At 53.5% G+C, this 24340-nt stretch carries 23 protein-coding genes; 9 read left to right on the top strand and 14 right to left on the bottom strand.

Features of this window, described 5'->3' with window-relative positions:
• Nucleotides 1-28 precede the first annotated feature (28 nt).
• The 10 genes from argH to IEY39_RS21320 form a co-directional block, all read right to left on the bottom strand.
• Nucleotides 29-1339, bottom strand: a complete 1311-nt coding sequence (argH, locus tag IEY39_RS21275) for an argininosuccinate lyase (protein WP_188935415.1) — start codon at nt 1337-1339, stop codon at nt 29-31.
• Nucleotides 1336-2412, bottom strand: coding sequence for a M20 family metallo-hydrolase (locus IEY39_RS21280; RefSeq protein WP_188935417.1), 1077 nt, complete (start codon nt 2410-2412; stop codon nt 1336-1338). Before IEY39_RS21280 ends, argH begins: the two co-directional genes overlap by 4 nt.
• Entirely contained in the window at nt 2405-3187 is a 783-nt protein-coding gene (gene argB, locus IEY39_RS21285; RefSeq protein WP_188935418.1) for an acetylglutamate kinase, read from the bottom strand. Before argB ends, IEY39_RS21280 begins: the two co-directional genes overlap by 8 nt.
• Nucleotides 3188-3191: 4 nt before the next feature.
• A complete protein-coding gene (locus tag IEY39_RS21290) occupies nt 3192-4151 on the bottom strand; it encodes an N-acetylornithine carbamoyltransferase (protein ID WP_188935420.1) in 960 nt (319 codons plus the stop codon).
• A 7-nt stretch (nt 4152-4158) separates the two neighbouring features.
• Nucleotides 4159-5313, bottom strand: coding sequence for an aspartate aminotransferase family protein (locus tag IEY39_RS21295; RefSeq protein ID WP_188935422.1), 1155 nt, complete (start codon nt 5311-5313; stop codon nt 4159-4161).
• Nucleotides 5314-5356: 43 nt separating this feature from the next.
• Nucleotides 5357-6322, bottom strand: coding sequence for an N-acetyl-gamma-glutamyl-phosphate reductase (argC, locus tag IEY39_RS21300; RefSeq protein WP_188935423.1), 966 nt, complete (start codon nt 6320-6322; stop codon nt 5357-5359).
• Nucleotides 6319-6666 carry a cupin domain-containing protein gene (locus IEY39_RS21305; protein ID WP_188935425.1) on the bottom strand — a complete coding sequence of 116 codons (348 nt, stop codon included), beginning with the start codon at nt 6664-6666 and terminating at the stop codon, nt 6319-6321. The genes argC and IEY39_RS21305 overlap by 4 nt, the downstream gene beginning before the upstream one ends.
• Entirely contained in the window at nt 6663-7859 is a 1197-nt protein-coding gene (locus IEY39_RS21310) for an argininosuccinate synthase (RefSeq protein WP_188935427.1), read from the bottom strand. Before IEY39_RS21310 ends, IEY39_RS21305 begins: the two co-directional genes overlap by 4 nt.
• Before the next feature lie 18 nt (nt 7860-7877).
• Complete coding sequence (locus tag IEY39_RS21315; protein ID WP_188935429.1) at nt 7878-8624, bottom strand: GNAT family N-acetyltransferase; 747 nt, start codon at nt 8622-8624, stop codon at nt 7878-7880.
• A 444-nt stretch (nt 8625-9068) separates the two neighbouring features.
• Nucleotides 9069-9827: a phosphoglycerol geranylgeranyltransferase gene (locus IEY39_RS21320; RefSeq protein ID WP_188935431.1), complete on the bottom strand. Its 759-nt coding sequence runs from the start codon at nt 9825-9827 to the stop codon at nt 9069-9071.
• Between the two features lie 164 nt (nt 9828-9991).
• Here IEY39_RS21320 and IEY39_RS21325 point away from each other — a divergent pair, with 164 nt between their 5' ends.
• The 3 genes from IEY39_RS21325 to IEY39_RS21335 all read left to right on the top strand — a co-directional run bounded on the left by IEY39_RS21325 (nt 9992) and on the right by IEY39_RS21335 (nt 14899).
• Nucleotides 9992-10279, top strand: coding sequence for a GNAT family N-acetyltransferase (locus IEY39_RS21325; RefSeq protein WP_188935433.1), 288 nt, complete (start codon nt 9992-9994; stop codon nt 10277-10279).
• A gap of 162 nt (nt 10280-10441) precedes the next feature.
• Complete coding sequence (locus IEY39_RS21330; protein WP_188935434.1) at nt 10442-13858, top strand: vitamin B12-dependent ribonucleotide reductase; 3417 nt, start codon at nt 10442-10444, stop codon at nt 13856-13858.
• Nucleotides 13859-14422: 564 nt separating this feature from the next.
• A complete protein-coding gene (locus IEY39_RS21335; protein WP_188935436.1) occupies nt 14423-14899 on the top strand; it encodes a YcxB family protein in 477 nt (158 codons plus the stop codon).
• A 100-nt stretch (nt 14900-14999) separates the two neighbouring features.
• Here the strand turns inward: IEY39_RS21335 and gldB are convergent, their stop codons facing one another.
• Nucleotides 15000-16022 (bottom strand): gliding motility lipoprotein GldB, encoded by a 1023-nt coding sequence (gene gldB, locus IEY39_RS21340; protein ID WP_188935438.1) that lies wholly within the window; start codon nt 16020-16022, stop codon nt 15000-15002.
• The gene (locus tag IEY39_RS21345; RefSeq protein WP_188935440.1) at nt 16019-16372 is read right to left on the bottom strand and encodes a TfoX/Sxy family protein; all 354 of its coding nucleotides are present in this window, start codon (nt 16370-16372) and stop codon (nt 16019-16021) included. Before IEY39_RS21345 ends, gldB begins: the two co-directional genes overlap by 4 nt.
• An 84-nt stretch (nt 16373-16456) precedes the next feature.
• Between IEY39_RS21345 and IEY39_RS21350 the strand changes: the two genes are divergently transcribed.
• Entirely contained in the window at nt 16457-18244 is a 1788-nt protein-coding gene (locus tag IEY39_RS21350; RefSeq protein ID WP_188935442.1) for an NAD+ synthase, read from the top strand.
• Between the two features lie 13 nt (nt 18245-18257).
• Here the strand turns inward: IEY39_RS21350 and IEY39_RS21355 are convergent, their stop codons facing one another.
• Nucleotides 18258-18758: a lipocalin-like domain-containing protein gene (locus IEY39_RS21355; RefSeq protein ID WP_188935444.1), complete on the bottom strand. Its 501-nt coding sequence runs from the start codon at nt 18756-18758 to the stop codon at nt 18258-18260.
• Between the two features lie 87 nt (nt 18759-18845).
• On the bottom strand, nt 18846-19271 hold the full coding sequence (locus tag IEY39_RS21360; RefSeq protein ID WP_188935446.1) for a hypothetical protein: 426 nt from the start codon (nt 19269-19271) through the stop codon (nt 18846-18848).
• Between the two features lie 162 nt (nt 19272-19433).
• On the opposite strand from IEY39_RS21360, the gene IEY39_RS21365 reads away from it, so the two are divergent.
• Genes IEY39_RS21365 through rsgA form a run of 5 tightly spaced genes read left to right on the top strand, consistent with a single transcriptional unit; the run spans nt 19434 to nt 24339 of the window.
• A complete protein-coding gene (locus IEY39_RS21365) occupies nt 19434-20435 on the top strand; it encodes an AAA family ATPase (protein WP_188935448.1) in 1002 nt (333 codons plus the stop codon).
• 6 nt (nt 20436-20441) lie between these two features.
• Nucleotides 20442-21377, top strand: a complete 936-nt coding sequence (locus IEY39_RS21370) for a DUF58 domain-containing protein (protein ID WP_188935450.1) — start codon at nt 20442-20444, stop codon at nt 21375-21377.
• Nucleotides 21378-21380: 3 nt separating this feature from the next.
• A complete protein-coding gene (locus IEY39_RS21375) occupies nt 21381-22388 on the top strand; it encodes a hypothetical protein (protein ID WP_188935452.1) in 1008 nt (335 codons plus the stop codon).
• Nucleotides 22389-22398: 10 nt separating this feature from the next.
• Nucleotides 22399-23403, top strand: a complete 1005-nt coding sequence (locus IEY39_RS21380) for a vWA domain-containing protein (protein ID WP_229689016.1) — start codon at nt 22399-22401, stop codon at nt 23401-23403.
• A 9-nt stretch (nt 23404-23412) separates the two neighbouring features.
• The gene (rsgA, locus tag IEY39_RS21385; RefSeq protein ID WP_188935457.1) at nt 23413-24339 is read left to right on the top strand and encodes a ribosome small subunit-dependent GTPase A; all 927 of its coding nucleotides are present in this window, start codon (nt 23413-23415) and stop codon (nt 24337-24339) included.
• The last annotated feature ends 1 nt before the right edge of the window (nt 24340 follow it).

The following is a 24340-nucleotide window of genomic DNA, read 5'->3' on the forward strand; positions in this document are numbered from 1 at the left end:
CCCGCGAAAGGTGCGAAATAACCGGCAATTATGCAAATTTGGTCAGAACAATACTCATTTCCTTAACAATCTGTTCATTCCCCAAATTGCCGATGCTTCCGGTATGTGTGTGGTGCAGCCCCTTCTTATAATCGAAAGAAAAGGTACCGGCATCTATCTGGTTACCCACCTGCTTATACGCTTCCCGGAAAGGAATTCCCTGGTTCACCAGCTCATTCACTGCTTCCACACTGAAGAGATATTTATATTTCTCATCTTCCAGGATACCGTCCTTTATCTCGATATGCGACAGCATCAGCCGGGTCATCTGCAGACAGGCCTTTCCCTCTTCAATGGCCGGGAATAATATCTCCTTGGTCAGCTGCAGGTCCCGGTGATAACCCGAAGGCAGGTTATTGATCAGCAGGGTCAGCTCATTGGGCGTGGATTGTATCCGGTTGCACTTGCCACGGATCAGCTCGAACACATCCGGGTTCTTCTTATGCGGCATGATGCTGCTGCCAGTGGTCAGCTCGGGTGGAAACGAAATAAACCCGAAGTTCTGGTTGATATACAGACAACAGTCCATCGCCAGCTTGCTAAGCGTCGCAGCCACCGAAGCCAGCCCCATCGCCACGATCTTCTCCGTCTTCCCCCGGCTCATCTGCGCATAAACGGAGTTGACATTCATCCCCCCGAAATGCAGCAGCTTCGTCGTCATCTCCCGGTCCAGTGGAAAAGAAGAGCCATAACCTGCCCCGCTGCCAAGCGGGTTCTTGTTCGCCACCTGGTAAGCGGCTGCCAACACCTCCAGGTCGTCGACAAGACTCTCCGCATAAGCGCCAAACCAGAGGCCGAAGGAAGAAGGCATGGCTATCTGCAAATGCGTATACCCGGGCAGCAATTTATCGCGAAACCTGTCACTCAGGTCGATGAGCAGGTCGAACAGCTGAGAAACCTCCTCTTTCAACGCCAGCACCTGCGCCCGTAAATACAGTTTTATATCTACGGCTACCTGGTCATTCCTGCTCCGGCCGCTGTGTATCTTCTTGCCCGCTTCCCCGATGCGCTTGGTAAGTAGCAGTTCTATTTGTGAGTGCACATCTTCGACATCTTTGTCTATGCTAAAGGCCCCTGCCCGAATCTCGTCGAGAATTGTCTTCAACCCTTCTTGTACAAGCACCAGATCTTCGCGCGAAAGCAAACCCACCGCCGCCAGCATCTCCGTATGGGCCAGCGAGCCCAATACATCATATTCCGCCAGCAGGACATCGAAATCCTTGTCCCGGCCAACGGTAAAGGCCTCGATCAATTGCGAGGTGCTGGTATTCGCCTTACTCCAAAGTTTGTTTCCGCTCATAGTATCACTGGTTTTAACAACTCGATATATCCATTGATCCCCTCACCTATCTCCGCGATGTAAATATACTCATCCGCCGTATGACTGCGCGCCGAATCCCCCGGTCCCGTCTTCAAGGCGGGAAAAGGCATCAACGCCTTATCCGAAGTAGTGGGGCTCCCATAACAGGTTCGCCCCAGTCGCAGTCCCGACTGTACTATAGGATGTTGCAGCGGGATACCCGACGACCGCATCCGCAGGCTTCGGGGGGTTACTTCACAGGCCACGTTCTCGCGGATAATGCCAAGCAGCTCTTCGAAGGTGTAGCATTCATTGACGCGCACATCTACCACAAAATGACACTGGGAGGGGACGACATTATGCGCCTTGTTGTCCGTGTCGATGACGGTGACGCTCATCTTCACTGGCCCCAACAGATCGGATACCTTTGGCGCCCGGAAGCTGCGAAACCATTCGATGTCCTTCAGGGCCTTATAGATAGCATTGTCGCCTTCCTCCCTGGCCGCATGCCCTGCCTTACCATGACTTACACAGTCCAGCACCAGCAAACCTTTCTCCGCGACGGCCAGCTGCAGCTGCGTCGGCTCCCCAACGATTCCCCATTCGATGGGTCCAAGCGAAGGCAGCAGCAGCTCGATACCGTTGTGCCCCGATATCTCCTCTTCGGCGGAAGCCGCTAATATTAAATTATAAGCCAATCCCTTCTCCTCGTAGAAATAAAGAAAGGTCGCGATCAGCGAGACAAGGCAGCCACCAGCATCATTGCTCCCAAGCCCATATAGCTTCCCGGCCTGGATCAGCGGTGTAAAAGGATCAAGCGTATACGCCTTATTCGGCTTCACCGTGTCATGATGGGAGTTCAGCAGGATAGTGGGCTTCGAGGCGTCAAAATGCTTGTTCTTCGCCCAGATGTTGTTTTGTAACCGGCTGGCTGCAACTCCCTTCGACTCGAGAAAATCGACGATCAGTTCAGCCGTCCGGTCCTCCTCTTTACTAAAAGAAGGTACGGCGATAAGCCGCTTCAACAATTCGATGGCTTCGGCTTCCAGGCTATGGATAGATGATTTACTCATGTTGGATGGTTGTTCCCGCCTTCCCGGCAAGCAATAAAGGTAGCTCTTCCGCGCGGCCGATGATCACCCTGCTTACCCCACTGCGAAGTGCCGCAAAGGCATTATCTAATTTCGGGATCATCCCGGCAAAGATCACCTTCCTGGCCTTCAGGTCCTCATATTCCGAAGGCCGCAGGAGGCCAATCACTGATCGGTCATCTTCGGCGTCGAGCAGGACGCCGCTTTTCTCAAACGAATAGACAAGATTCACTTCAAAGCTCGTGCTCAGCGCCCTGGCAAGTTCCTGGGCGATGGTGTCCGCATTGGTATTCAGCAACTGCCCCTTCCCGTCATGTGTGATGGGGGCAAAGACAAGCGTATTGTCCTGCTGCAACAGGCTGGTAAGAAAAGGAGTATTCACCTGGTCGACATCCCCGACAAAACCATAGTCGATGCTGGCATGTACCCGGCGGTGCGACAAAATAGCATTCCCGTCGGCGCCCGTGAGCCCTACAGCGGAGCATCCCCTCGCCTGCAATTGCGCCACGATGTTCTTATTGATCGTCCCGGCGTAGACCATGGTCACCACCCGTAAGGTCTCTGCATCGGTGATCCGGCGGCCATCTACCAGCTGTTGCCGGATGCCAAGCCCCTCGGCCACCTTGGTGGCCAGCTTGCCGCCGCCATGTACCAGTATTTTCTTATCGGGTACGGCGGCAAACGCATCGAGGAAAGCAGACAGCTTCGCCTCGTCGTCGATGATATTCCCGCCTATCTTTATGATCGATAACTCCATGTCCTTATTTTTTCCCCCGCAGCAGATCAGCCAGCACAGCCTGCGCGGCCCACACCCGGTTCGACGCCTCCTGCGTGACGATGCTCGACGCCCCGTCCAGTATCTCGTCGCTCAGCTCCACATTCCGCCGCACGGGAAGACAGTGCATCACCTTCGCATTGTTCGTCGCCTTCATCTTCTCATTGGTGAGCATCCACTCCGGGTCATTGTTATAGATCTTGCCGTAATCCGTGTACGTGCTCCAGTTCTTGACATAGACAAAATCTGCATCCTTCAACGCCTCATCCTGGGTATGCGTAATCGTCGCACCCCGCGTAAACTTTGTATCCAATTCGTAATCCTCAGGATGCGTTATAACAAAGTCGGCCTTGCCCCAGGCATTCACCCACTGCGAAAAACTGTTCGCCACACACTGCGGCAATGCCTTTACATGCGGCGCCCAGGACAGCACGACCTTTGGCTTCCGGGCGGTCTTCCCAAGAACCTCCGTCATAGTGATGATGTCCGTCAGACTTTGCAGGGGATGCAGCGTAGCGCTCTCCAGGCTCACCACCGGAATACCGGAGTATTTAATAAACTGATTGATATAAAGCTCACTGTAATCATCCTCCTTATTCTGCAGCGAAGGGAAAGTGCGGATACACAGGATATCGAAATATTTTCCCATGATAGGAGCCGCATCCTTTACGTGCTCCACGGTATTGCCGCTCATGATAGCCTCTTCCTCGAATTCCAGCGCCCAGCCTTCTTTGTCGACGTTGAAAACAATGGCTTCCGCCCCGAGGTTCTGCGCCGCGATCTGCGTCGACAGTCTGGTCCGCATACTGGGGTTCAGAAAGAGCATCCCGACACGCTTGTTGGCGCCAAGTAACTTGTCTTTCAACGGGTCTGCCTTATAGGCCAGGGCCGACTGTACCAGGCTGTCAATGTCAGCGACATCGGCGGCGGAAACAAAATTTTTCATGATAGTTTTATTTTACAACAACGCTTGCCATGGTGTGAATCTCCTCCCGGATAGCCTCCAGGAATTCATCGGCATCCTTCTTCCGAAGGGCCAGTGAAGGCAGCAGTCGGATGGTATTGGGTTTCGCCTCTCCGGTAAAGACCCGCTGGTTCCAGAGCAGGTTCTTCCGCAGATCTTTCAATTCCTCGGGCACATCGAAACCGATCATCAATCCCTTGCCCCTCACCCGCTGCAACTGCGGGATCTTCTTCAGCTCATCCATGAGGTATTTACCCGTTTCCGCGGCATTGGCGATAAGATTCTCCTGCTCGATGACTTCCAGTACGGCAAGCGCAGCAGCGCAGGCAAGATGGTTGCCACCAAACGTAGTGCCCAGCATCCCGTGTTTGGCGTGCAATTCCGGCGCGATGATGATCCCCGCCACCGGGAAGCCATTTCCCATCCCCTTGGCCATGCTATAGATATCGGCATCTACCCCGGCAAAGTCATGCGAAAAGAACTTTCCGCTCCGGCCATAGCCGCATTGTACACTGTCGGCGACAAACACCGATCCGTATTGTTTACAAAGCCGGCTGATCGCCTGCAGAAAACCGGCCTCTGCTACATTGATCCCGCCGACGCCCTGGATGCCCTCGATGATCACCGCTGCGATCTCGTTCCCTTGTTTCGCAAAGCACTCCTCCAATGCAGCATCGTCGTTAAAAGGCAAAAAGATCACATTCTCCGTTTGATTCACCGGCGCAACGATGGCAGGGTTATCCGTTACGGCAACGGCCAGCGAAGTACGGCCATGAAAGGATTTGCGGAAGGCCACCACCTTTTTCCTGCCGGTGTGGAAAGAAGCCAGCTTCAACGCATTCTCATTGGCTTCCGCCCCGGAATTACAGAGGAAAAGCTGATAGTCGGGCCTGCCGGACACCTTCCCCAGCTTATCCGCCAGTTGCTCCTGCAGCGGAATGCGTATCGAATTGGAGTAGAATCCTACTTTATTCAGTTGCTCTGTTATGCGTTGTACATAGTGCGGATGCGTATGCCCTATCGAAATAACGGCATGGCCGCCATATAGATCGAGGTATTGCTGCCCTTCCTGGTCCCAAACGTAAGAACCCTTCGCCTTTACGATGGTAATGTCATTGATAGGGTAAACGTCGAATAACTTCATATACTTTTTGTTAAGACCCGGGCGCCAGGGCGCTCGGGTCGGGTTAAAATGCATTTGCTTTCAGCCGCAGCCCCGCCGTCTCATCCAGCCCGAACAGCAGGTTCATATTCTGAACCGCCTGCCCGGAGGCGCCTTTCAGCAGGTTATCAAGCGCCGAATGCACCACCAGTTGCGAACCTACCTGCTCCAGCTGGATCAGGCATTTGTTGGTGTTGACGACTTGTTTCAGCGAAATAGGGTTACGGCTGACTATTGTAAAAGGATGACCCTTGTAAAAATTCTCAAAAAGCCCAAGCACTTCTTCCGGCGAACGATCCACCCGCAGCTGGCTGCTGATAAAAATGCCGCGGGTAAAGTCCCCCCGCCATGGCGTAAAATGCACGGCCGGCTCACCGGAAGCCTGCAATTGCCGCAGCGACTGACCTATCTCCTTCAGATGTTGATGGCTCAGCGTCTTGTACGCCTGGATATTGTTGGCCCGCCACGAAAAATGACTCGTCGTCGACAAACTCTGTCCTGCCCCGGTGCTGCCGGTGATGCCCGTGGAATATACATCGCCCAAAAGCCCGGCCTTCGCCAGCGGCAACAAACCCAGCTGGATGGCGGTGGCAAAACAACCCGGGTTCGCAACGGCCTGTGCCGATCGGATCTCCTCCCGGTTCAGCTCGGGCAGCCCATAGACCCAACCCGGTGCACCCAATCGGAAATCCTGCGATAGATCGATGACCAGCACCCCGTCAAAGCTGCCCCCATGCTCCTCCATAAACTTCTTCGCCTCGCCATGACCGACACAAAGAAAGACCACATCCACCTCACTATGCCATTCATCGTTGAAGGTCAGCTCCGTATCTCCGGCAAGGTCCTCATGGACGACAGTAACGGGCTTGCCCGCATTGCTCTTGCTGTGAATAAACGATATGTCCACGGCCGGATGATTGATCAGCAACCTGATCATCTCCCCACCGGTGTACCCGGCGCCGCCAATTATGCCTGCTCTTACTCGTCTCATATTTCTATTCTATCGTTTATCGTCGAAGGCTGCGAACACAAAACAAACACCAGGTCAGCCTCCGACTCGTTCTTGATCCGGTGTGTCAACCCCGGGGCGATCTCAAAACCCTGCTGCGGTCCAACCTCGACGCGCCCCTCGGAAGTTTCAAAGACAGCCATACCCTGTAAAATGAAAAAGAATTGCCGCGCATGCCGATGATAGTGCTCCGTCTCCGCAGTATGCGGTGGCATCCGCTCCTGCTTCACCGACAGCTCGGGCCGGTCCACCAGATTCCACCCATCACAACCCGCCCCCCACACATAGTGCTTCAGCGGCTGCAAGGCGGAGACTACCGGGCTCATTTAGCAGGCTCGTTCACCTTGTGAAAAATAGAGGTCTGGTTACCGAAGATCTTGGCAAACCCCTTCACATCATCCCCGCTCCAACCCTTGTTCATCTCCCCGTAACTCCCGAATTTGCTACTCATAAGATCATGGGCGCTCTCGATACCCGTGATCGTATACCGGTAGGGTTGAAGAGTAACAAAAACCTTTCCACTGACCGTCTCCTGCGAATCTTCCAGGAATTTCTCGATGTTCCGCATCGTCGGGTCCAGCATCTGACCCTCATGAAGCCAGTTGCCATACCAGCTGCTAAGCTGATCTTTCCAGTATAATTGCCACTTGGTCAGCGTATGTTTCTCCAGCAAATGATGGGCCTTGATGATGATCACCGGGGCGGCGGCTTCGAAACCGACCCTCCCTTTTATCCCAATGATCGTATCGCCGACATGGATGTCCCGGCCTACGCCAAAAGGCTGGGCGATGGCCTGCAGATGCTGGATAGCCTCCACCGGGTTGGCGAAACGCTTCCCATCCACAGCCCTCAATTCCCCTTTCTCGAATTCCAGCACTAATTGACGGACACCCGTCTCGGTCATCGGCGTCGGCCAGGCATCTTCCGGCAGATAATCCTTAGACGTCAGGGTCTCCTTTCCACCGACCGAAGTTCCCCACAACCCCTTATTGATGCTGTATTTTGCCTTCTCCGCATTTATCTTCACTCCGTACTCTGCCAGAAAAGCGATCTCTTCCTCCCGGCTGAGCCGCATATCCCGGATAGGGGTGAGAATCTCAACACCCGGAAGCATGCTCTGGAACACCATGTCAAATCGCACCTGGTCATTACCCGCACCCGTACTGCCATGCGCCACAAAGGAGGCGCCTGTTTTCTTCACATGATTAGCCACCGCTATTGCCTGTACCATCCTTTCTGCACTGACGCTAAGCGGATACGTAGCATTTTTCAGCACGTTCCCGAAAATTAAATATTTGATACAGCTCTCGTAATATTCTTTGGTGACATCCACGCACTCAAAAGAAGCTACTCCAAGACTTTTCGCCCGCGCGGCTATCTGGTCGATCTCCTCCTTGCTAAACCCACCGGTATTGACGGTAAGGGCATGTATTTCGAGATGCTTCACCTTGCTTAGGTAAACGGCACAATAGGTTGTGTCCAATCCGCCGCTATAGGCTAAGACGACTTTATTGCTCATGGCTGATAAATAGAATTTTTAGAAATTAAAGAACATATGAAACCGGTGGAACAGGGATTTGCGCTGCCCGCCGCCATTGCCCTCCTTGCTCACAGGGACGCCATTGTCCTCGACATGATGCTTCAGGAAGGGCGCCAGCAGTTTCCACTGCTTGATGCGCATGAATCGCTCGTATAACTTGGAATGCTTCTTGAAATCCTGCGTGGTCTCCTCAGGCTCGTAGTGATCCTTGGGGTCATAAAGCATCGCCGTGCACATACAGTTCTTACGCTCCTTGCTCATCAGGATCTCGTAGTTGACACAGCTCTTGCAGCCGGCCCAGAAATTTTCGTCCTGGGTCAGCTCGGAATAGGTCACCGGCTCATACCCCAGTTCGGAATTGATCTTCATCACCGCCAGCCCGGTCGTCAGCCCGAATATCTTGGCCTCGGGATACATCGTCCGGCTCAGTCCGAAGATCTTTTTCTTTATCATCTTGGCCAGCCCGCTCTTCCTGAACGGCGGGGAAACGATAAGCCCCGAATTGGCGACATATTCCCCATGGCTCCAGGTCTCGATATAACAGAAACCCGCCCATATCCCATCTTCGGTAAAGGCGATAACGGCCTTGCCCTCTCGCATCTTCTCCTGGATGTACTCCGGGCTGCGTTTGGCAATACCGGTGCCCCGGGCCTTCGCAGAAGACTCCATTTCGTCACAAATGATCCGCGCAAAATCCTGGTGGGATTGGTCGGCTATTATTATCTTAAATTGTTGTTGTTCCATGTTTGTAAGGATGAAAACTCCCCAAATACAAAAATTGAAAAGGTAAAACGACTGGACGGAAAAATATCGTCGTTACGACGGATGTCGGCAGGGTGGTGGTAGATAGTATCAACGTCGTACCCCTATGGGCGTGGGACGCCCGTAATAAGCCCCGGAAATCGGGCGAATGGAAAAAACTGTGCACAACGGCGCAGCAAAAAACCCACGCTTATTGAAGGCGTGCAATATCACAAGGATGCGTGATATGGGTGAGTTTTTTTTCATTTCAATGAAGATGAGATTGTTGTTTAATCTTTTTCCAATGATAAAGATGGCAAATTTACAAAGTAAAAGCGGATTTACTAGTAAAATTTATGTAAATTTTAGGGGTCTCCGGCCCTTGCAGCGACCCCATCCGGCCCTTTAGCAGCCCCGGTTTGGCCCCGACACCCCCCGGCAGGCCCCTCAGCCCTGGCGAACGGGAACACTATGGATAGCCGCCGCTATCTCTTTTATGAGGGAAACATCCTTCTCGATGGCATTTCCGACAACGATGACATCGGCCCCAGCCTTGCAGTTGCGATAGGCCTTCTCCGCATCGCGGATCCCGCCGCCGACAACAAGGGGGATCTCGATATTCGAGGCGACACAGGCGATCATCTCCTCCCGGATGGGATGCCGCGCGCCGCTGCCCGCGTCCATGTAGATCTGCTTCATCCCGAGCATCTCCCCGGCCATGGCGGTACAAAGCGCAATCTCATTCTTGTCCGCCGGAATAGGCGTCGCATTGCTGATGTAGGAGACGGTCGTCGGCGCCCCGCCATCGATCACCATATAGCCGGTGGAAATAATCTCCAATCCGCTCTTGCGGACCGCCGGCGCGGAAATAACATGTTGCCCTATAAGCAGTTCTGGGTTACGACCCGAGATCAGGGATAAATAAAGAAGGCCGTCCGCATACCGGGATACCTGCGACGGCGTACCGGGAAAAAGGATGACAGGGATGGAACAATTTCTGCGGATATGCTGTACCACCTCATCGAGATGGTTGGAAATGACCAGACTACCCCCGACAAACAAATAATCTACCCCGGCACTGACCGCCAGACCCGTCAATTCATCAATTTTCTGGGCATCCACCTTGTCGGGATCGATCAGCACGGCAAAAGATCGTTGCCCCTTTCTTTTCTTAGCCAACAAAGATTCATAGATATGTTGTTTCATTCGCTTAGTGCCGTTGGTGGTACAAAAATGCAAAAAGTTTCTGGCTTTTAAGGGGCTATTCGACGAAATTGCATAGGGATCATTACGGATGTATTCATTCGTAAAAACCCTGATTATTCAACGAAAATAACACATATTTGGCATCTCAAAAGCAAGTTATCCGAATGGAATCCTTTAACATCATCAACAACGAACAACAACAGCAATTTCAACTACACATCGACGGAGAACTGGCCTTTCTCGAATATCGCTTTCACGACGGCATCCTCGTGCTCATGCACACCGAGGTCCCCGACCAGTTGGGTGGCCGCGGCATCGCATCTGCCCTGGTCGTTGCCGCCTTTGATTACGCCCGTACTCACCACCTGAAAGTAAAGGTCTACTGCCCCTTCGTTCTTTCTTATGTGAAGCGGCACCCCGAACTCAACGACATGGTCATCAAGCCGTCATAGCCCCGCCTGGCGCGAACAAAAAAATATACACATTTGTTTTACACATAGGTGGAAAATTACAATGTGGAAATATGGAAATGGAAAATTACTTTCGTTAACTCCCGAACCCGCTACGAAAACTAATTACCTAATAAAATCTTTTCAGCAAAAAAAGGACTGATCATGGCAACAAAAAAGCAATCTGTAAAGGGCTTGCAATTCTCCCGCCGCTTCACCAGAGAAGATACCAATGTTTTCGATCAGTTTACCTACGATTATCGGACTTCGGTCATTCGCAATCCCACCGGGGAAGTGGTGTTTGAGATGAACAATGTAGAGGTACCGGCCCAGTGGTCCCAGATTGCAACCGACATCCTCGCACAGAAATATTTTCGCAAGGCAGGCGTCCCGCAACCGGACGGCTCCCTCGGCCGTGAGACATCGGTCAAACAGGTGGCACACCGCATGGCCAACTGCTGGCGCGTATGGGGCCAACGGTATGGCTATTTTGCATCCGAAAAAGATGCACAGATATTCTACGAAGAACTGGTGTACAGCATCCTCGACCAGGCCTGCGTCCCCAACTCGCCCCAATGGTTCAACACGGGTCTCCACGAAAGCTATGGCATCACGGGTAAACCCCAGGGCCATTACTTTGTCGACCCCGCCGACGACCAATTGAAACGGTCCACCTCGGCCTATGAAAGACCTCAACCCCACGCCTGTTTCATCCTCAGCGTGGAAGACGATCTCGTCAACGAAGGCGGACTCATGGACCTCTGGGTCCGTGAAGCCCGTATCTTTAAATATGGTTCCGGCGTAGGCACCAACTTCTCCTACATCCGTGGCGAAGGCGAAAAGCTTTCCGGCGGCGGAACCTCCAGCGGACTCATGAGCTTCCTGAAAATAGGCGACCGCGCCGCAGGTGCTATCAAGTCTGGCGGCACTACCCGCAGGGCCGCAAAAATGGTCTGCCTCGATCTCGACCACCCGGAAGTGATGGAGTTCATCAATTGGAAAGTAGAAGAAGAAAAGAAAGTGGCTGCCCTCATCGCCGCCGGCTATCCCAGCGACTATGAAGGGGAAGCCTACCGCACTGTTTCCGGTCAGAATTCCAACAACTCCATCCGCATCCCCAACTCCTTCTTCGAAAAACTGGAGCACGATGAGGACTGGGAACTGACGGCCCGCAGCGACAAGAGGGTGATGAAACGCATCCCCGCCCGCGAGGTCTGGAACCAGATCTCCTATGCCGCATGGCGCTGCGCAGACCCGGGGACACAATACGATACGACCATCAACGAATGGCACACCTGCCCTGCAGGCGGCCCCATCCGGGCATCTAATCCTTGCAGTGAGTACATGTTCCTCGACAACACCGCCTGTAACCTGGCCTCCTTCAACCTCCGCCGCTTCTACAACGAAAAGACGAATACCTTCGATGTAGAAGACTTTGAATATTCAACGCGCCTCTGGACCACCGTCCTGGAGATATCCGTGCTCATGGCGCAATTTCCATCGAAAGAAGTAGCGCAGTTGTCTTACGACTACCGCACCCTGGGCCTCGGCTATGCCAACCTGGGATCGATGCTGATGATAATGGGCATTCCTTATGACAGCGAAGAGGCCCGCGGCATTGCCGGCGCCATCACCGCGATCATGACGGGCATCGCCTACAAGACATCGGCGGAAATGGCCGGAGTGCTCGGCGCCTTCCCCCGCTACGAAGAGAACAGGGAAAGCATGCTTCGCGTGATGCGCAACCACCGGCTCGCGGCGTATGATGCCGACGAATACGAAGGCCTGGCGACAAAACCCCAGGGCCTGAAAGCAAAATACTGCCCGGACTATCTCCTGAAGGCCGCTACAAAGGCCTGGGACGAAGCCGTACAATTGGGTGAGAAATATGGCTATCGCAATGCGCAGTCCACCGTCATCGCGCCCACCGGTACTATTGGCCTGGTAATGGACTGCGACACCACCGGCGTGGAACCCGACTTCGCCCTGGTGAAGTTTAAAAAACTCTCCGGCGGCGGCTATTTCAAGATCATTAACCAGTCCGTACCGACGGCCCTGAAGAACCTCCATTACACCGACAAACAGATCGACGCCATCGTAAAATATGCCGTCGGTTCGGGAACGTTCGCCGGCGCCCCTGCCATCAACCACCAATCACTCAGCGAAAAAGGCTTCATCGCCGAAGAGATAAAAAAGCTGGACGCCGCCGTCGGCTCCGCCTTCGAGATCGGCTTCGTATTCAACGTCTATACGCTTGGCGAAGAATGTCTCCAGCGCCTCGGCTTTAAACCCGCACAATACTACAACTTCGAATGGAGCCTGCTGGAAGCCCTCGGTTTCTCCGAAGAAGAGATCGAAGCCGCCAACAACTATGTCTGTGGCACAATGACCGTCGAAGGCGCCCCCTTCCTCAAAGACGAGCACTTGGCCGTATTCGACTGCGCCAACAAATGCGGTAAGAAAGGCCAGCGTTATATCCACGCCCACGGTCATATCCGCATGATGGCCGCCGCCCAACCCTTCATCAGTGGCGCTATCTCCAAAACGATAAACCTCCCCCACGAGGCGACGGTAGAAGAGATCGCAGACGCCTATCTGCTGAGCTGGAAACTGGCGCTAAAAGCCTGCGCGCTCTATCGCGACGGCTCCAAATTGTCACAGCCGCTTAGCACAAAATCTGACAGGAAAAAGAAGGAAACCGAAGCCGACAAGGGAACAGCCGCTACACAGGAAGCGGCCGCGGCGCCCCAGCCTGTCGCCGAATCCACCATCGTCGACCTCGGCAAGCTCACCGTTCAAGAACTCCTCGAAGAGGTACAGCGCAGGGTCCAGGCCTCCCCCGACACAAAGCTGAAAAGGGCCCTGGCCACCATCGTCGAACGTCGCACCCTGCCCGCCAAACGCCGTGGCTTTACCCAGAAGGCAAAGATCAACGGCCAGGCTATCTTCCTGCGGACGGGCGAATACAGCGACGGCACTGTCGGTGAGATCTTCATAGACATGGCCAAGGAAGGTGCTACCATGCGCAGCATGCTCAACTGCTTCGCCATTGCCATCTCCATCGGCCTCCAATACGGCGTACCGCTGGAAGAATTTGTAGAGAAATTTGTATTCACCCGGTTCGAACCATCCGGGATGGTCGACCACCCCAATATCAAGAGCACTACCTCGATTGTCGACTTCATTTTCCGGTCGCTGGCCTACGAATACCTGCACCGCACCGATCTCGTACACGTCATCGACCGGCCGGAAGTTGCCAACAGCGGCGCCGACGACTGGGACCTGCCCGGCAACTCCGATGCCGGTAACAAACCCGAACTCAGCGACGTACGCATCGTAGCAAAAGCCGGCGGTAATACCCCCACCAGCGGTAATGCCCCCGCCGGTGGCGCCCAGCCGGCAAAAGCACCCAGGGTCACCGCTTCCGTTGGCCGCGCCGACAATGGCCTGGATGCCATCAACCAGGCCGCCAGGAGCATGCAAAGCGATGCCCCGGCCTGCAACACCTGCGGTCATATCACCATCCGCAGCGGAACCTGCTATAAATGCCTCAACTGCGGCAATAGCATGGGCTGCAGCTAATTGGCCCGCAACGCCCACGCTGCGGCCCGGGACCACCGCGACTTGGCCCCAAAGGCCCACAACAATGTCTTAGGACGGTACTTAAACCATAAACACATTCCCTCATTTCCATGGGGGAATTTTCTTTTCAGATCATGAATGTCTTCCTCCCGGGGCCTCTTCGTAAAAATGGTTATTTTTTCCGCTGGTGCCATCGTATCTTTTCAAGGGAAGCATAGATATTTTATTACATCTTAACACTTACGGAAAATACTAATATCAGCTTTCGGTCGTTTTTAATAATCCTGTAAACCCTAAAATGAAAAACATGAAGCGTTTTCTTGTTGCAATCGTCATCCTTTCAAGCATCTCATTGTTTTCCTGTAGCCGTAGCGTGACACCTGATCAGGCAGCCAGCAATCACTACAGCCACTGTAGGGATATGCGCTAGGCACTAAAGAGATTAGGTATGGGCAAACTTGACTTTTAGGCCTCCGCCAACCGGCGGGGGCTTTTTTTTGCCCGAAGCGCCCTCATTTTCATTATTTTTACCCGCACATAAACGCACATAAAAAGCATCGGAGGATGACTATTCAATTCGGATACAATAAAAAGCAGGTTTTAGATGGGTTACGCGGCCACTTTTTCAGCAGACCAGAGATCCGAACGATGGTCATTATGATCAACGTATTCGCCATCCTATCGGCTATCCTGTTCGCTTTCAAGAAGATACAGGCCCTTCCCTTCCTCATCTTCTCTGTCCTCTGGTTCTGCCTCTGGATATCCATTCGCCGGCTTCTCCCCCTCAGCATCTACAAGCGCTCAGCCACCTTCCAGGACACCTTTACCCTAAGCCTGGAAGACCGCGGCATCCTGCTGATAACAAAAAAAGGCCAGCAACTCTGGGAATGGGAAGACTTTACTGCATTCAAAGAGACCATCTATTTCTTCCATGTCTATTTCAGCCCGCGCTCGTTCTTCATGATCCCCAAAGACTCCTTTAAAGACATCACCGAGATCCAGGCCGCCCGCAAACTGCTAAAAGAGCGCATCGGGAAATAACCCCCGTACCCCGTAACCCGCGCCCCGGCCCCTCGTGCGCCCGCGCCTCCACCGCAGCCCCGGCCCGCCGCCGGCCCCCCGCCAAACCCGCGATCCGTGCCTACTTCGGCTTGTACTTCGCCTCCTCAAAAATGGTGCGCGCAGGCGTCGCCATCACCTGCGCCGGCGTCAGCTTCCCATGCTCCGCCACATACTTCTTCACTATCTGCCATCCCACCCATGCGCCGATATTGCCGGGAGAAGCATCGGGCATGCCAAGGGTTTTAGGCCCTTCCCCGATATAATTCTTGATAATATCCGGGTCCAGCGTATACAGATCGGTAGCCTGCAGAAAAAAATTCCAGATGGACGCCTCATTGCCTGCGCACCAGTTCAGCTGGGCCTGCGTATAATCCGTCCGGATACTATCCGGCGCATCCGGATCAAGTTTGCCCGCAAGCCAGAAATACCTCCCCTTGATGACCATCTGCTCTATCAGCGGCCGGTTATCACTGCTGTCGGGAAAGATATCCTGCGCAATGGCATTGAGGCAATTGGCGGTGATATATTCCGGTTTGAACCGCCGTGAGACATACAGGGGATACATGTCCTGGCCCTTGCTCGTAAGATAAAAGGAGAAATTGGCGCCAGCATAGGATTGCAACCCTATCGCCAGCGTATAAGAAGTGATGGCCACGCCCGGGCCATCGAACGGACCGGTGAAAGCAACCACCTTGGGCGGCAGCTTATACTGCGGAAAATAATATTTCACATACCGGAAACCTTGCTGCAGCTCCGGTTCCAGCCAATCCAGCTGCTTGTATTTTTGCTTCAGCGAATCCTCGACGCCATGATAGGTTACCAGGAATTCCCTCGCCGCGGCAAAGGCAAGCCTGCTCGTGTCGGATAACTGCTCGTCTGATCCAAGGATATTCGCCACAAAATCCGGCGTGAAATACGGATACCGCCGGCTCAGCTGAAAAAGCCCCCGCGGAATATTATTCGAATCGAGACTAAAAAAAGCGGTATCAAAACGTTCGATATGCACCTTCCCGACATCGATCCCCGAAACATCCGGCTTATCAGCGGAACCACAGGATACAAGACCAACACAGGCAACAAGAAAAAACCCGATAATTCTCATTTCTTTTTTTTAACAACTTTTTTCGAAGCTTTTGCTTCCTTATTAAACGCAAGTGCGAGATTCACCCAATATTCAAAATCCTTTTTCTTCTTGATGCCTTCCTCACTGACGAAGACAAAACCCGTCATCGTTCGGCCGTTGTGGATCATCGGCCTGCAATGATTCATCTCCAGCGCTTCGGCATATTTGTCCGGCCCGATGCGGCAAAGCATCTCATCCAGCCGGACGCAGAGACACATCTTGCCATTCACCATAAAACAGATGCCATGGAACATCTTCTTTTCTTCCACATCCGGAAGATGAGCGAGGGCCTCTCTTATCCGGTGGGCCAACCGTTCATTGAAAGCCATAGCCAAATATAACAATTCTAACCTAACCGCAGGGCTGTCAGACGGTGCACCGGACACACGGGGAAATTTGCGTAAATTTGCACCATGAAAATCGCACTCGCTCAACAAAATTATCATATCGGGAATTTTGAGGCGAACACCCGGAAAATAATCGCGGGCATCCACCAGGCCAAAGCCGCCGGCGCCGACCTCGTAGTCTTCACCGAATTATCTGTCTGCGGTTACCCACCCCGTGATTTTCTGGAGTTCGATGATTTCATCACGCAGTCCTATGAAGCGATCGATCGCATCCGCCAGGAAGCCGACACCATCGGCGTCATCGTGGGCGCACCGGCGCGCAACCCCGCACGGGAAGGGAAAGATCTATTCAATGCGGCCTGGCTTCTCTACGAAAAAGAGATCAAGGGCGTCGCTCACAAAACCTGCCTGCCCAATTATGACGTATTCGACGAATACCGTTATTTCGAACCCGCATTCGAATGGAAGGTCATCCCCTTCAAAGGCAAAAAGATCGCCCTCACCATCTGCGAAGACGTTTGGAATCTGGGCGACAACCCCCTCTACCGGGTCTGCCCGATGGATCACCTGATCCGTCAGCATCCCGATGTGATGATCAATATTTCCGCATCGCCCTTCAATTACGATCGCGACGAAGATCGCAAGGAAGTCGTACGCCAGAACGTCCTGAAATACCATCTCCCCATGTACTACTGCAATGCAGTAGGCTCACAGACAGAGATCGTCTTCGACGGCAGCAGCCTCGTCTACGATGCAAAAGGCAACCTCATCCACGAATTGAGATCCTTCGAAGAAGACTTTGCGGTTGTCAGCCTGCCACACCGGGTGCCGCCGCTGTACGAAGAGCTGCTGCCCGGACTCTCCGTGCGCACCGGTTCGGAAGACGACACAACCTCGCATTCCGGCGCGGCCACGCCTGGCGCGGCCATCGCCCCTGCCGTCTTCGATAAAGATCTGCAGGTGTCAAAACAATACGATCCTCAGCGCGTCCTCGAATATCTAACTGATGATCGCAATATCAGCCAGATCAGGAAGGCGCTGCTCATGGGCATCCGCGATTATTTTTCGAAAATGGGCTTTGGCAAGGCCATCATCGCCAGCAGCGGCGGCATCGACAGCGCCGTTACCCTGGCCCTGGCCTGCGAAGCCTTGGGGAAAGATAATGTTCGCGCCATCCTTCTTCCCTCTGCTTACTCCACCTCGCACTCGGTCAGCGACGCCGAACAACTGTCACGCAACCTCGGCAACCCCTATGACATCATTCCCATCCGCGAAGTATATGATGCCCTCATCCATACCCTCGCACCGGTTTTCAAAGACACTCCCTTCGGGCTCGCCGAAGAAAATCTCCAAAGCCGCACGCGCGGCAACCTCGTGATGGGCCTCGCCAACAAGTTTGGTTATATCATGCTCAACACCTCCAATAAAAGCGAACTGGCGACGGGTTATGGCACCCTGTACGGCGACATGGCCGGCGGTCTTAGCGTACTCGGTGATGTATATAAGGGACAGGTGTATGCCCTCGCCCACGACATCAACCGTGATGGGGAGATCATCCCGGTGAACATCCTCCACAAAGCCCCCTCCGCCGAGCTCCGGCCCGGCCAGAAAGACAGCGACAGCCTGCCCGATTACGACACCCTGGATAAAGTACTGTACCAGTATATCGAACGGCGGCAGGGACCCGCAGCCATCGCCGCCATGGGTATCGACAAAGCCGTCGTCAGCCGCATCCTCCGGTTGGTGAATACAAGCGAATACAAACGCAACCAGTTCTGCCCCATCATCAGGGTCAGCTGCAAAGCATTCGGGGTGGGCAGACGCGTGCCCATAGTGGGGAAATATCTGTCTTAAACCAGGAGAGAACCTAGTGTTTCAGCTCTACGATATACCGGTAGTTGACACCCAGGTAGGTAGAATCCCTGTATACCCAGAAGTGCGTCGAATCGAGCTTGAGGATCGTCACCCCTGATTGCAATACGGGATTGAACGATGCTTTCAAGGTCTTAGTATCCGTGCTCAACGACCAGGTAAAGGATGACGTCTGGGCTTCACCCACCGTACAATGTTTGGTGCCCGTATTGACAGTACCGGTATTATTCGAGGCAAAAGTCCAACTGTCATCCCGTTCACACGGCGGGACGACGGTAGTATCACCTCCCTGGGTGATCGTGAAGCTGTTGTTGGTGTCGAGACCCGAAGTATCATACTTCCAGGCAGAAAGAACAATAAGGTTAGTCTTGATCAGTGCGGAGTCGGCATTATTATTGTTATTCCCGTTGCCATTGTTCTTTGAACACGAGATGGCAATGCAAATGACCAGCAATGCTGCCGGTAGGTAGTGGAGTGGGCGGATCAAACTTTTCATGGTTTTAGTTAACAGGTTATGCAAAGGTCAGACCAAGATAATGCATATTCTGGTAAAAGACCATAGTAGATTTACGGTGCGTATAAGTTATCTGGTAAGAATGATCGTATAACGGGTGCTCGTACCGCCGAATTTCTGATCCGCATAAAGCTCGAGCCGCTGAGGGGTCAGCACCCGCACCTTGTAATATTGGTCCTGGAAGTAAATGGTGCTGTCGTTCTGAAAGGCCCAGATAAAGGGCAGACTATCGGGGTTGCCAGTCTTGCTGCGATGTGCAAACTCTGAATAACCCGTCCCGTCCTTACAAAAAATGATCGTATTTTCGCGCTCATTACCAGCAATTTGGGGGGCCAGCGCATCGAATGTCCCATCATCGTCATCAAAACCTGCTTTCTCATATTTCCAGGGACTTCCGGTTAATACTTTCAGGTCTTTTTCTGAAGAAACCCGGCTGGAGCAACCGGTGATAAAGAATCCTGCGGCTAAAGTGAATATGGTCCATTTCGTAAGCATCCGGCGCATCAATTTTCGGTTAGAAGGTACGGAATCACTTAAGTTTAAAACTCGAAAGTGGCCGAGTTATTGTTAACATATATTACAATTTTCTTATTAATTATCCACAGGTCAGACATATTGAATTTTCGTATTTTCGGGCCCCATAAGTAATTTAATCATATGCTTTACACAGCAGAGGATATCAGACAGTTGAATAATAAAATCCAATATCAGGCAGCTTTTATCGATCGGCTGCGTGATGAAGTAGGCCGTGTCATCATCGGTCAGCACCAGATGCTCGATCGCCTTCTCATCGGTCTGCTCAGCAACGGGCACGTCCTGCTGGAAGGTGTTCCCGGTCTTGCTAAAACTTTGGCGATTAAATCCTTGTCGCAGGCCATCCACGCCAAATTCAGCCGCATCCAATTCACGCCCGATCTGCTGCCGGCCGACGTCATCGGGACCATGATCTACAACCAGCAGAAGCATGAATTTGTTGTTCGTAAAGGACCCATCTTCGCCAACTTCATCCTGGCCGATGAGATCAACCGCGCCCCCGCCAAAGTGCAAAGTGCGCTCCTGGAGGCCATGCAGGAAAAACAGGTCACCCTGGGAGAGACAAGCTATAAGCTGGAAGAACCCTTCCTGGTGCTGGCAACGCAAAATCCCCTCGAACAGGAAGGAACATACCCTCTTCCCGAAGCCCAGCAAGACCGGTTCATCATGAAAGTCATCGTCGACTACCCTACGAAACAGGAAGAACAGCTGATCATCCGTCAGAACGTCCAGGGCGCCCAGGCGCAACAGGTCGAACAGGTAGTGTCTATGCAGGAGATCACGCAGGCAAAGGAGCTCGCCCGCCAGATCTATATGGACGAGAAAGTAGAGCACTATATCCTCGACATCGTGTTTGCGACCCGCACCCCCGAAAAATACAAGTTGGAAAAGCTCAAGCCCCTCATCGCTTACGGCGGAAGCCCGCGCGCAAGCATCAATCTGGCCCTGGCCGCCAAGGCGAACGCCTTTCTCAACAAGCGGGGCTATGTCATCCCCGAAGACGTGCGCTCCATCTCTAAGGACGTACTGCGCCACCGCATCGGCCTCACTTACGAAGCCGAAGCAGAAAGCATCAACGTCGAAAATCTTATTGACGAAATATTGAAAGTTATACCGATACCATAAGGACCCATGCTCACAACCGTCGAAATACTAAAAAAGGTGAAGGAGCTTGAAATAAAAAGTAAAAGGCTCACCCGCCACCTGTTCACCGGAGAATACCACAGCGCCTTCAAAGGCCGTGGGATGAGTTTCCGGGAGGTGCGCGAATATGCAGCGGGCGACGACATTCGCTTCATCGACTGGAATGTATCGGCCCGCTTCAACCACCCCTTTAGTAAACTCTTCGAAGAAGAGCGTGAGCTGACGGTCATGCTGATGGTGGATGTCAGCGCAAGCTCCCTGTTCGGCACAGTACACGCCCGTAAAAAGGACCTCATCACCGAAGTCTGCGCCGTTCTGGCCTTCTCCGCCGTCAACAACAACGATAAGGTAGGCTGCATCTTCTTCAGCGATAAGGTGGAGAGCTATATCCCCCCCAAAAAGGGAAAAGAACACGTCCTCTACATCGTTCGACAATTACTGACCATCGAGCCAAAGCGCAAAGGCACCAACCTCAACGAAGCGATCCGCTTCCTCAATGGCGCCGCCCGGCAAAAAGGCATCGTATTCCTCCTGAGCGATTTCCTCGACGGCAATGGCGATCAAAGGCAGAGAGCCCCCCGCCCCGCCTCGGCCCCCCGCTCCGAACCCGGCTTCGAGGACGCCCTGAAAGTCGCCGGCAAAAAGCACGACATGATCGGCATAAAAGTCTACGATAAAATGGACATGCAGCTGCCGGCGATTGGCATGGTGGAAGCCGAAGACTCCGAAACCGGCAGTCGTTATTGGGTAGACACAAACGACTATTTAGTACGGACCAATTACCAACAATATTTTTTTAACCACACCGAGCAGTGTAAAAGCATCTTCCAAAAGGCCGGGTGCGATCTCCTCCACCTGCGCACCGACGAAGACTATGTAAAGATCCTCCAGCGATTCTTCGTCGGCCGTCACCGGCCCGGATAACACATGAGACCACTACGATCATATATCATTGCTACGCTTCTATGCCTGCCGGTTACGCTTCTCCACGCCCAGAAAAAATCCACCGCTCCACTGGCCACCGTAAAAGCAACCGTCGATAAGCAGAATATTCTCATCGGCCAGCACATACAGCTGATGCTCGAAGCCACGGTGCCGGATACGCTCACCATTCATTGGTCCTGGCCCTTGCCCGACTCGCTGCTCCACTTCGATTGGGTGGAGAAACATAACGTAGACACCGTCGTCCGCCCCGGCCAGCGGTACTACCGCCAATACCTCACGATCACCAGCTACGACTCCGGCGTCTGGGCTATCCCCCGAATCGCATTCGTAGTCGGCAAAAAAAGTTATCTCACCGATAGCATTCGCATCGACGTCGGTTATTCGAAGATCGACCCGTCGAAGGACTATCACGACATAAAGGAGATCATCGACGTCCCCAATCCATTGGCCGTTTGGATACCCTGGATCGTAGCCGCCGTCACCGTGATCTCGCTGGTCCTCGTCTTCTGGCTGGTGCGTAAAAGAAAGTTGCGCCTGGCGGCCGTCCCCATCAAGCCGGCTCCAAAGCTTTCTCCTTTGGAAGACGCCATACGGCAGCTCGACGAACTGCAAAAACAAGAGTTGCCGGCCAACGGATCGGTAAAAATATACTACAGCCGCCTGGGTGAGATCTTCCGGGCCTATCTGCTCCGGCGCATTGGCATCTCCAGCTTCGCTGAGACAAGCGAAGAGCTCATCGGCCAGCTGCGCGGATCGTTGCTGCCACGGGACCAGTTCGACTCCCTGGCCGAAACCCTGCGGATGAGCGACTTTGTAAAGTTTGCCAAATATCAGCCTGGGATAGCCGATAGCGACCAACACTACCGGGTGATCAGGGCTTCCATCGAATCCCTCGACAAGCTCAGACAAGAGGAAGAACATCACCAGGCAATGGCGGCAGGCAAGGTGGCCACGGCCGTCACGGCTGCCCCAAACCAACAAAATAATTAATAAGCAACAAGTGCTGTACGATTGGTATCAACATATTTATTTTAGTCAGCCGGCCTTCTTCGGGCTCTTCCTCCTCGTGCCCCTGCTCATCTGGTGGGAAGCAATGCGCACCGGCCGTAACCAGGCGACAGTCGTGGTATCCTCCGTCCGCCCATTCGGCGGTACCCGATCGTGGAAGAATTTCCTCCGCCCCGTTGCGTTCACTTTACGCCTGCTGGCGCTCTCCTGCCTCATCATTGCCCTCGCCCGCCCACAGACCCGCAACGACGAACAGCTGGTCAATGGCGAAGGCATAGATATCGTGCTCTGCCTGGACATCAGCGGCAGCATGCTCGCCCAGGATTTCCAACCCAATCGGATGGAAGCGGCTAAGAACGTGGCATCGGAGTTCATCGACAACCGCCCCACCGATCGCATCGGCCTGGTCATTTTCTCGGGGGAAAGCTTTACCATGTGTCCGCTCACCACCGACCGCAATGTGCTGAAATCACAACTGTACAGCGTCCAAAGCGGTTTGCTCGAGGATGGTACCGCCATCGGCTCGGGTCTCGCCACCGGCGTCGATCGCCTTCGCAACTCTCCCTCGAAAAGCAAGGTCATCATCCTGCTGACGGACGGTGAGAACAACGGTGGACTGATAGACCCCAACACCGCAAAGGAGATCGCCAAATCCGTCGGCGTCCGGGTCTATACCGTCGGGATGGGAACGGAAGGATTTGCGCCCGTACCGGTGCAGACAGCCGCCGGCGTGGTCATGCAACGGGAAAAAGTCAACATCGACGAGAAACTCCTCAAACAGATCGCCGCCGAAACCGGCGGACAATACTATCGGGCAAAAGACAACGAAAGCCTGAAAAACATCTACCAGGAAATAGACCGGCTGGAAAAATCGAAGATCGAAGTGTCGAGCATCCGCCGCTACACCGAAGAATTCTTCCCCTTTGCCCTGGCGGCCGGCATCTTACTGTTGTTGGAATTGCTGCTGCGATGGACAGTCCTGCGAAAGTTCCCTTAACTTCAACCCATGGATGGCAAAGTCTATAAATCCACAGGCAGCTGGTATGTCGTCAAAACCCCGGACGGCGTCGCTTGGAATGCCCGCCTCAAAGGCCTTTTCAAGCTCGATGGCATTACGTCCACCAACCCCCTGGCCGTCGGCGATGAGGTAGAACTCGAACCCGAGAGCGAAGAAGAACAAACGGCCATCATCTCAGCCATCCATGCCCGCCACAACTATATCAACCGCCAGTCTCCTTCCCACCGGATGCAGCATCATATCGTGGCGGCCAATATCGACCAGTCGCTGCTCGTCGTCACCCTGAAGGAACCACGCACCTCGCAGGGCTTTATCGATCGCTGGCTCGTCACCTGTGAAGCCTACCATGTGCCTGCCATCCTGCTGTTCAACAAATCCGATCTCTATCGGCACAAGGAAGAACAGCGATTCGAAGAGTGGAAAGCCATGTATGAAGCCGTGGGCTACCGGCTCATCCGCATGAGCGTACACACGGGTGAAGGCCTGGACGAAGTAAAGAGTCTCCTGCAGGGAAAAATAAGTCTGCTCAGCGGTCATTCCGGGGTAGGGAAGTCCTCTTTTCTCAACGCCCTGTTTCCCGACTGGCAGCTAAAGACCCAAAGCGTCAGCGGCTGGAGCGGCAAGGGCATCCATACCACCACCTTCGCGGAAATGTTCGACCTCCCCGGCAGCGGCCAGGTCATCGATACACCCGGAATGCGCGAATTCGGCCTGGTGGACATCACAAAACAAGAGCTCTCCGGCTATTTCCCCGAAATGCGCGCCCTTGCAGGACAATGCCAATTCAACAATTGCCTCCACCTCGGCGAGCCGGGCTGCGCCGTAAAAAAAGCCGTAGAAGAGGGTAGCATCGCCCAGCATCGCTACATAAGCTATTGTACCATCCTCGACAGCATCACCTCCCCTCACAGCTGAC

The organism is Puia dinghuensis (assembly GCF_014642875.1).
GTDB lineage: Bacteria > Bacteroidota > Bacteroidia > Chitinophagales > Chitinophagaceae > Puia > Puia dinghuensis.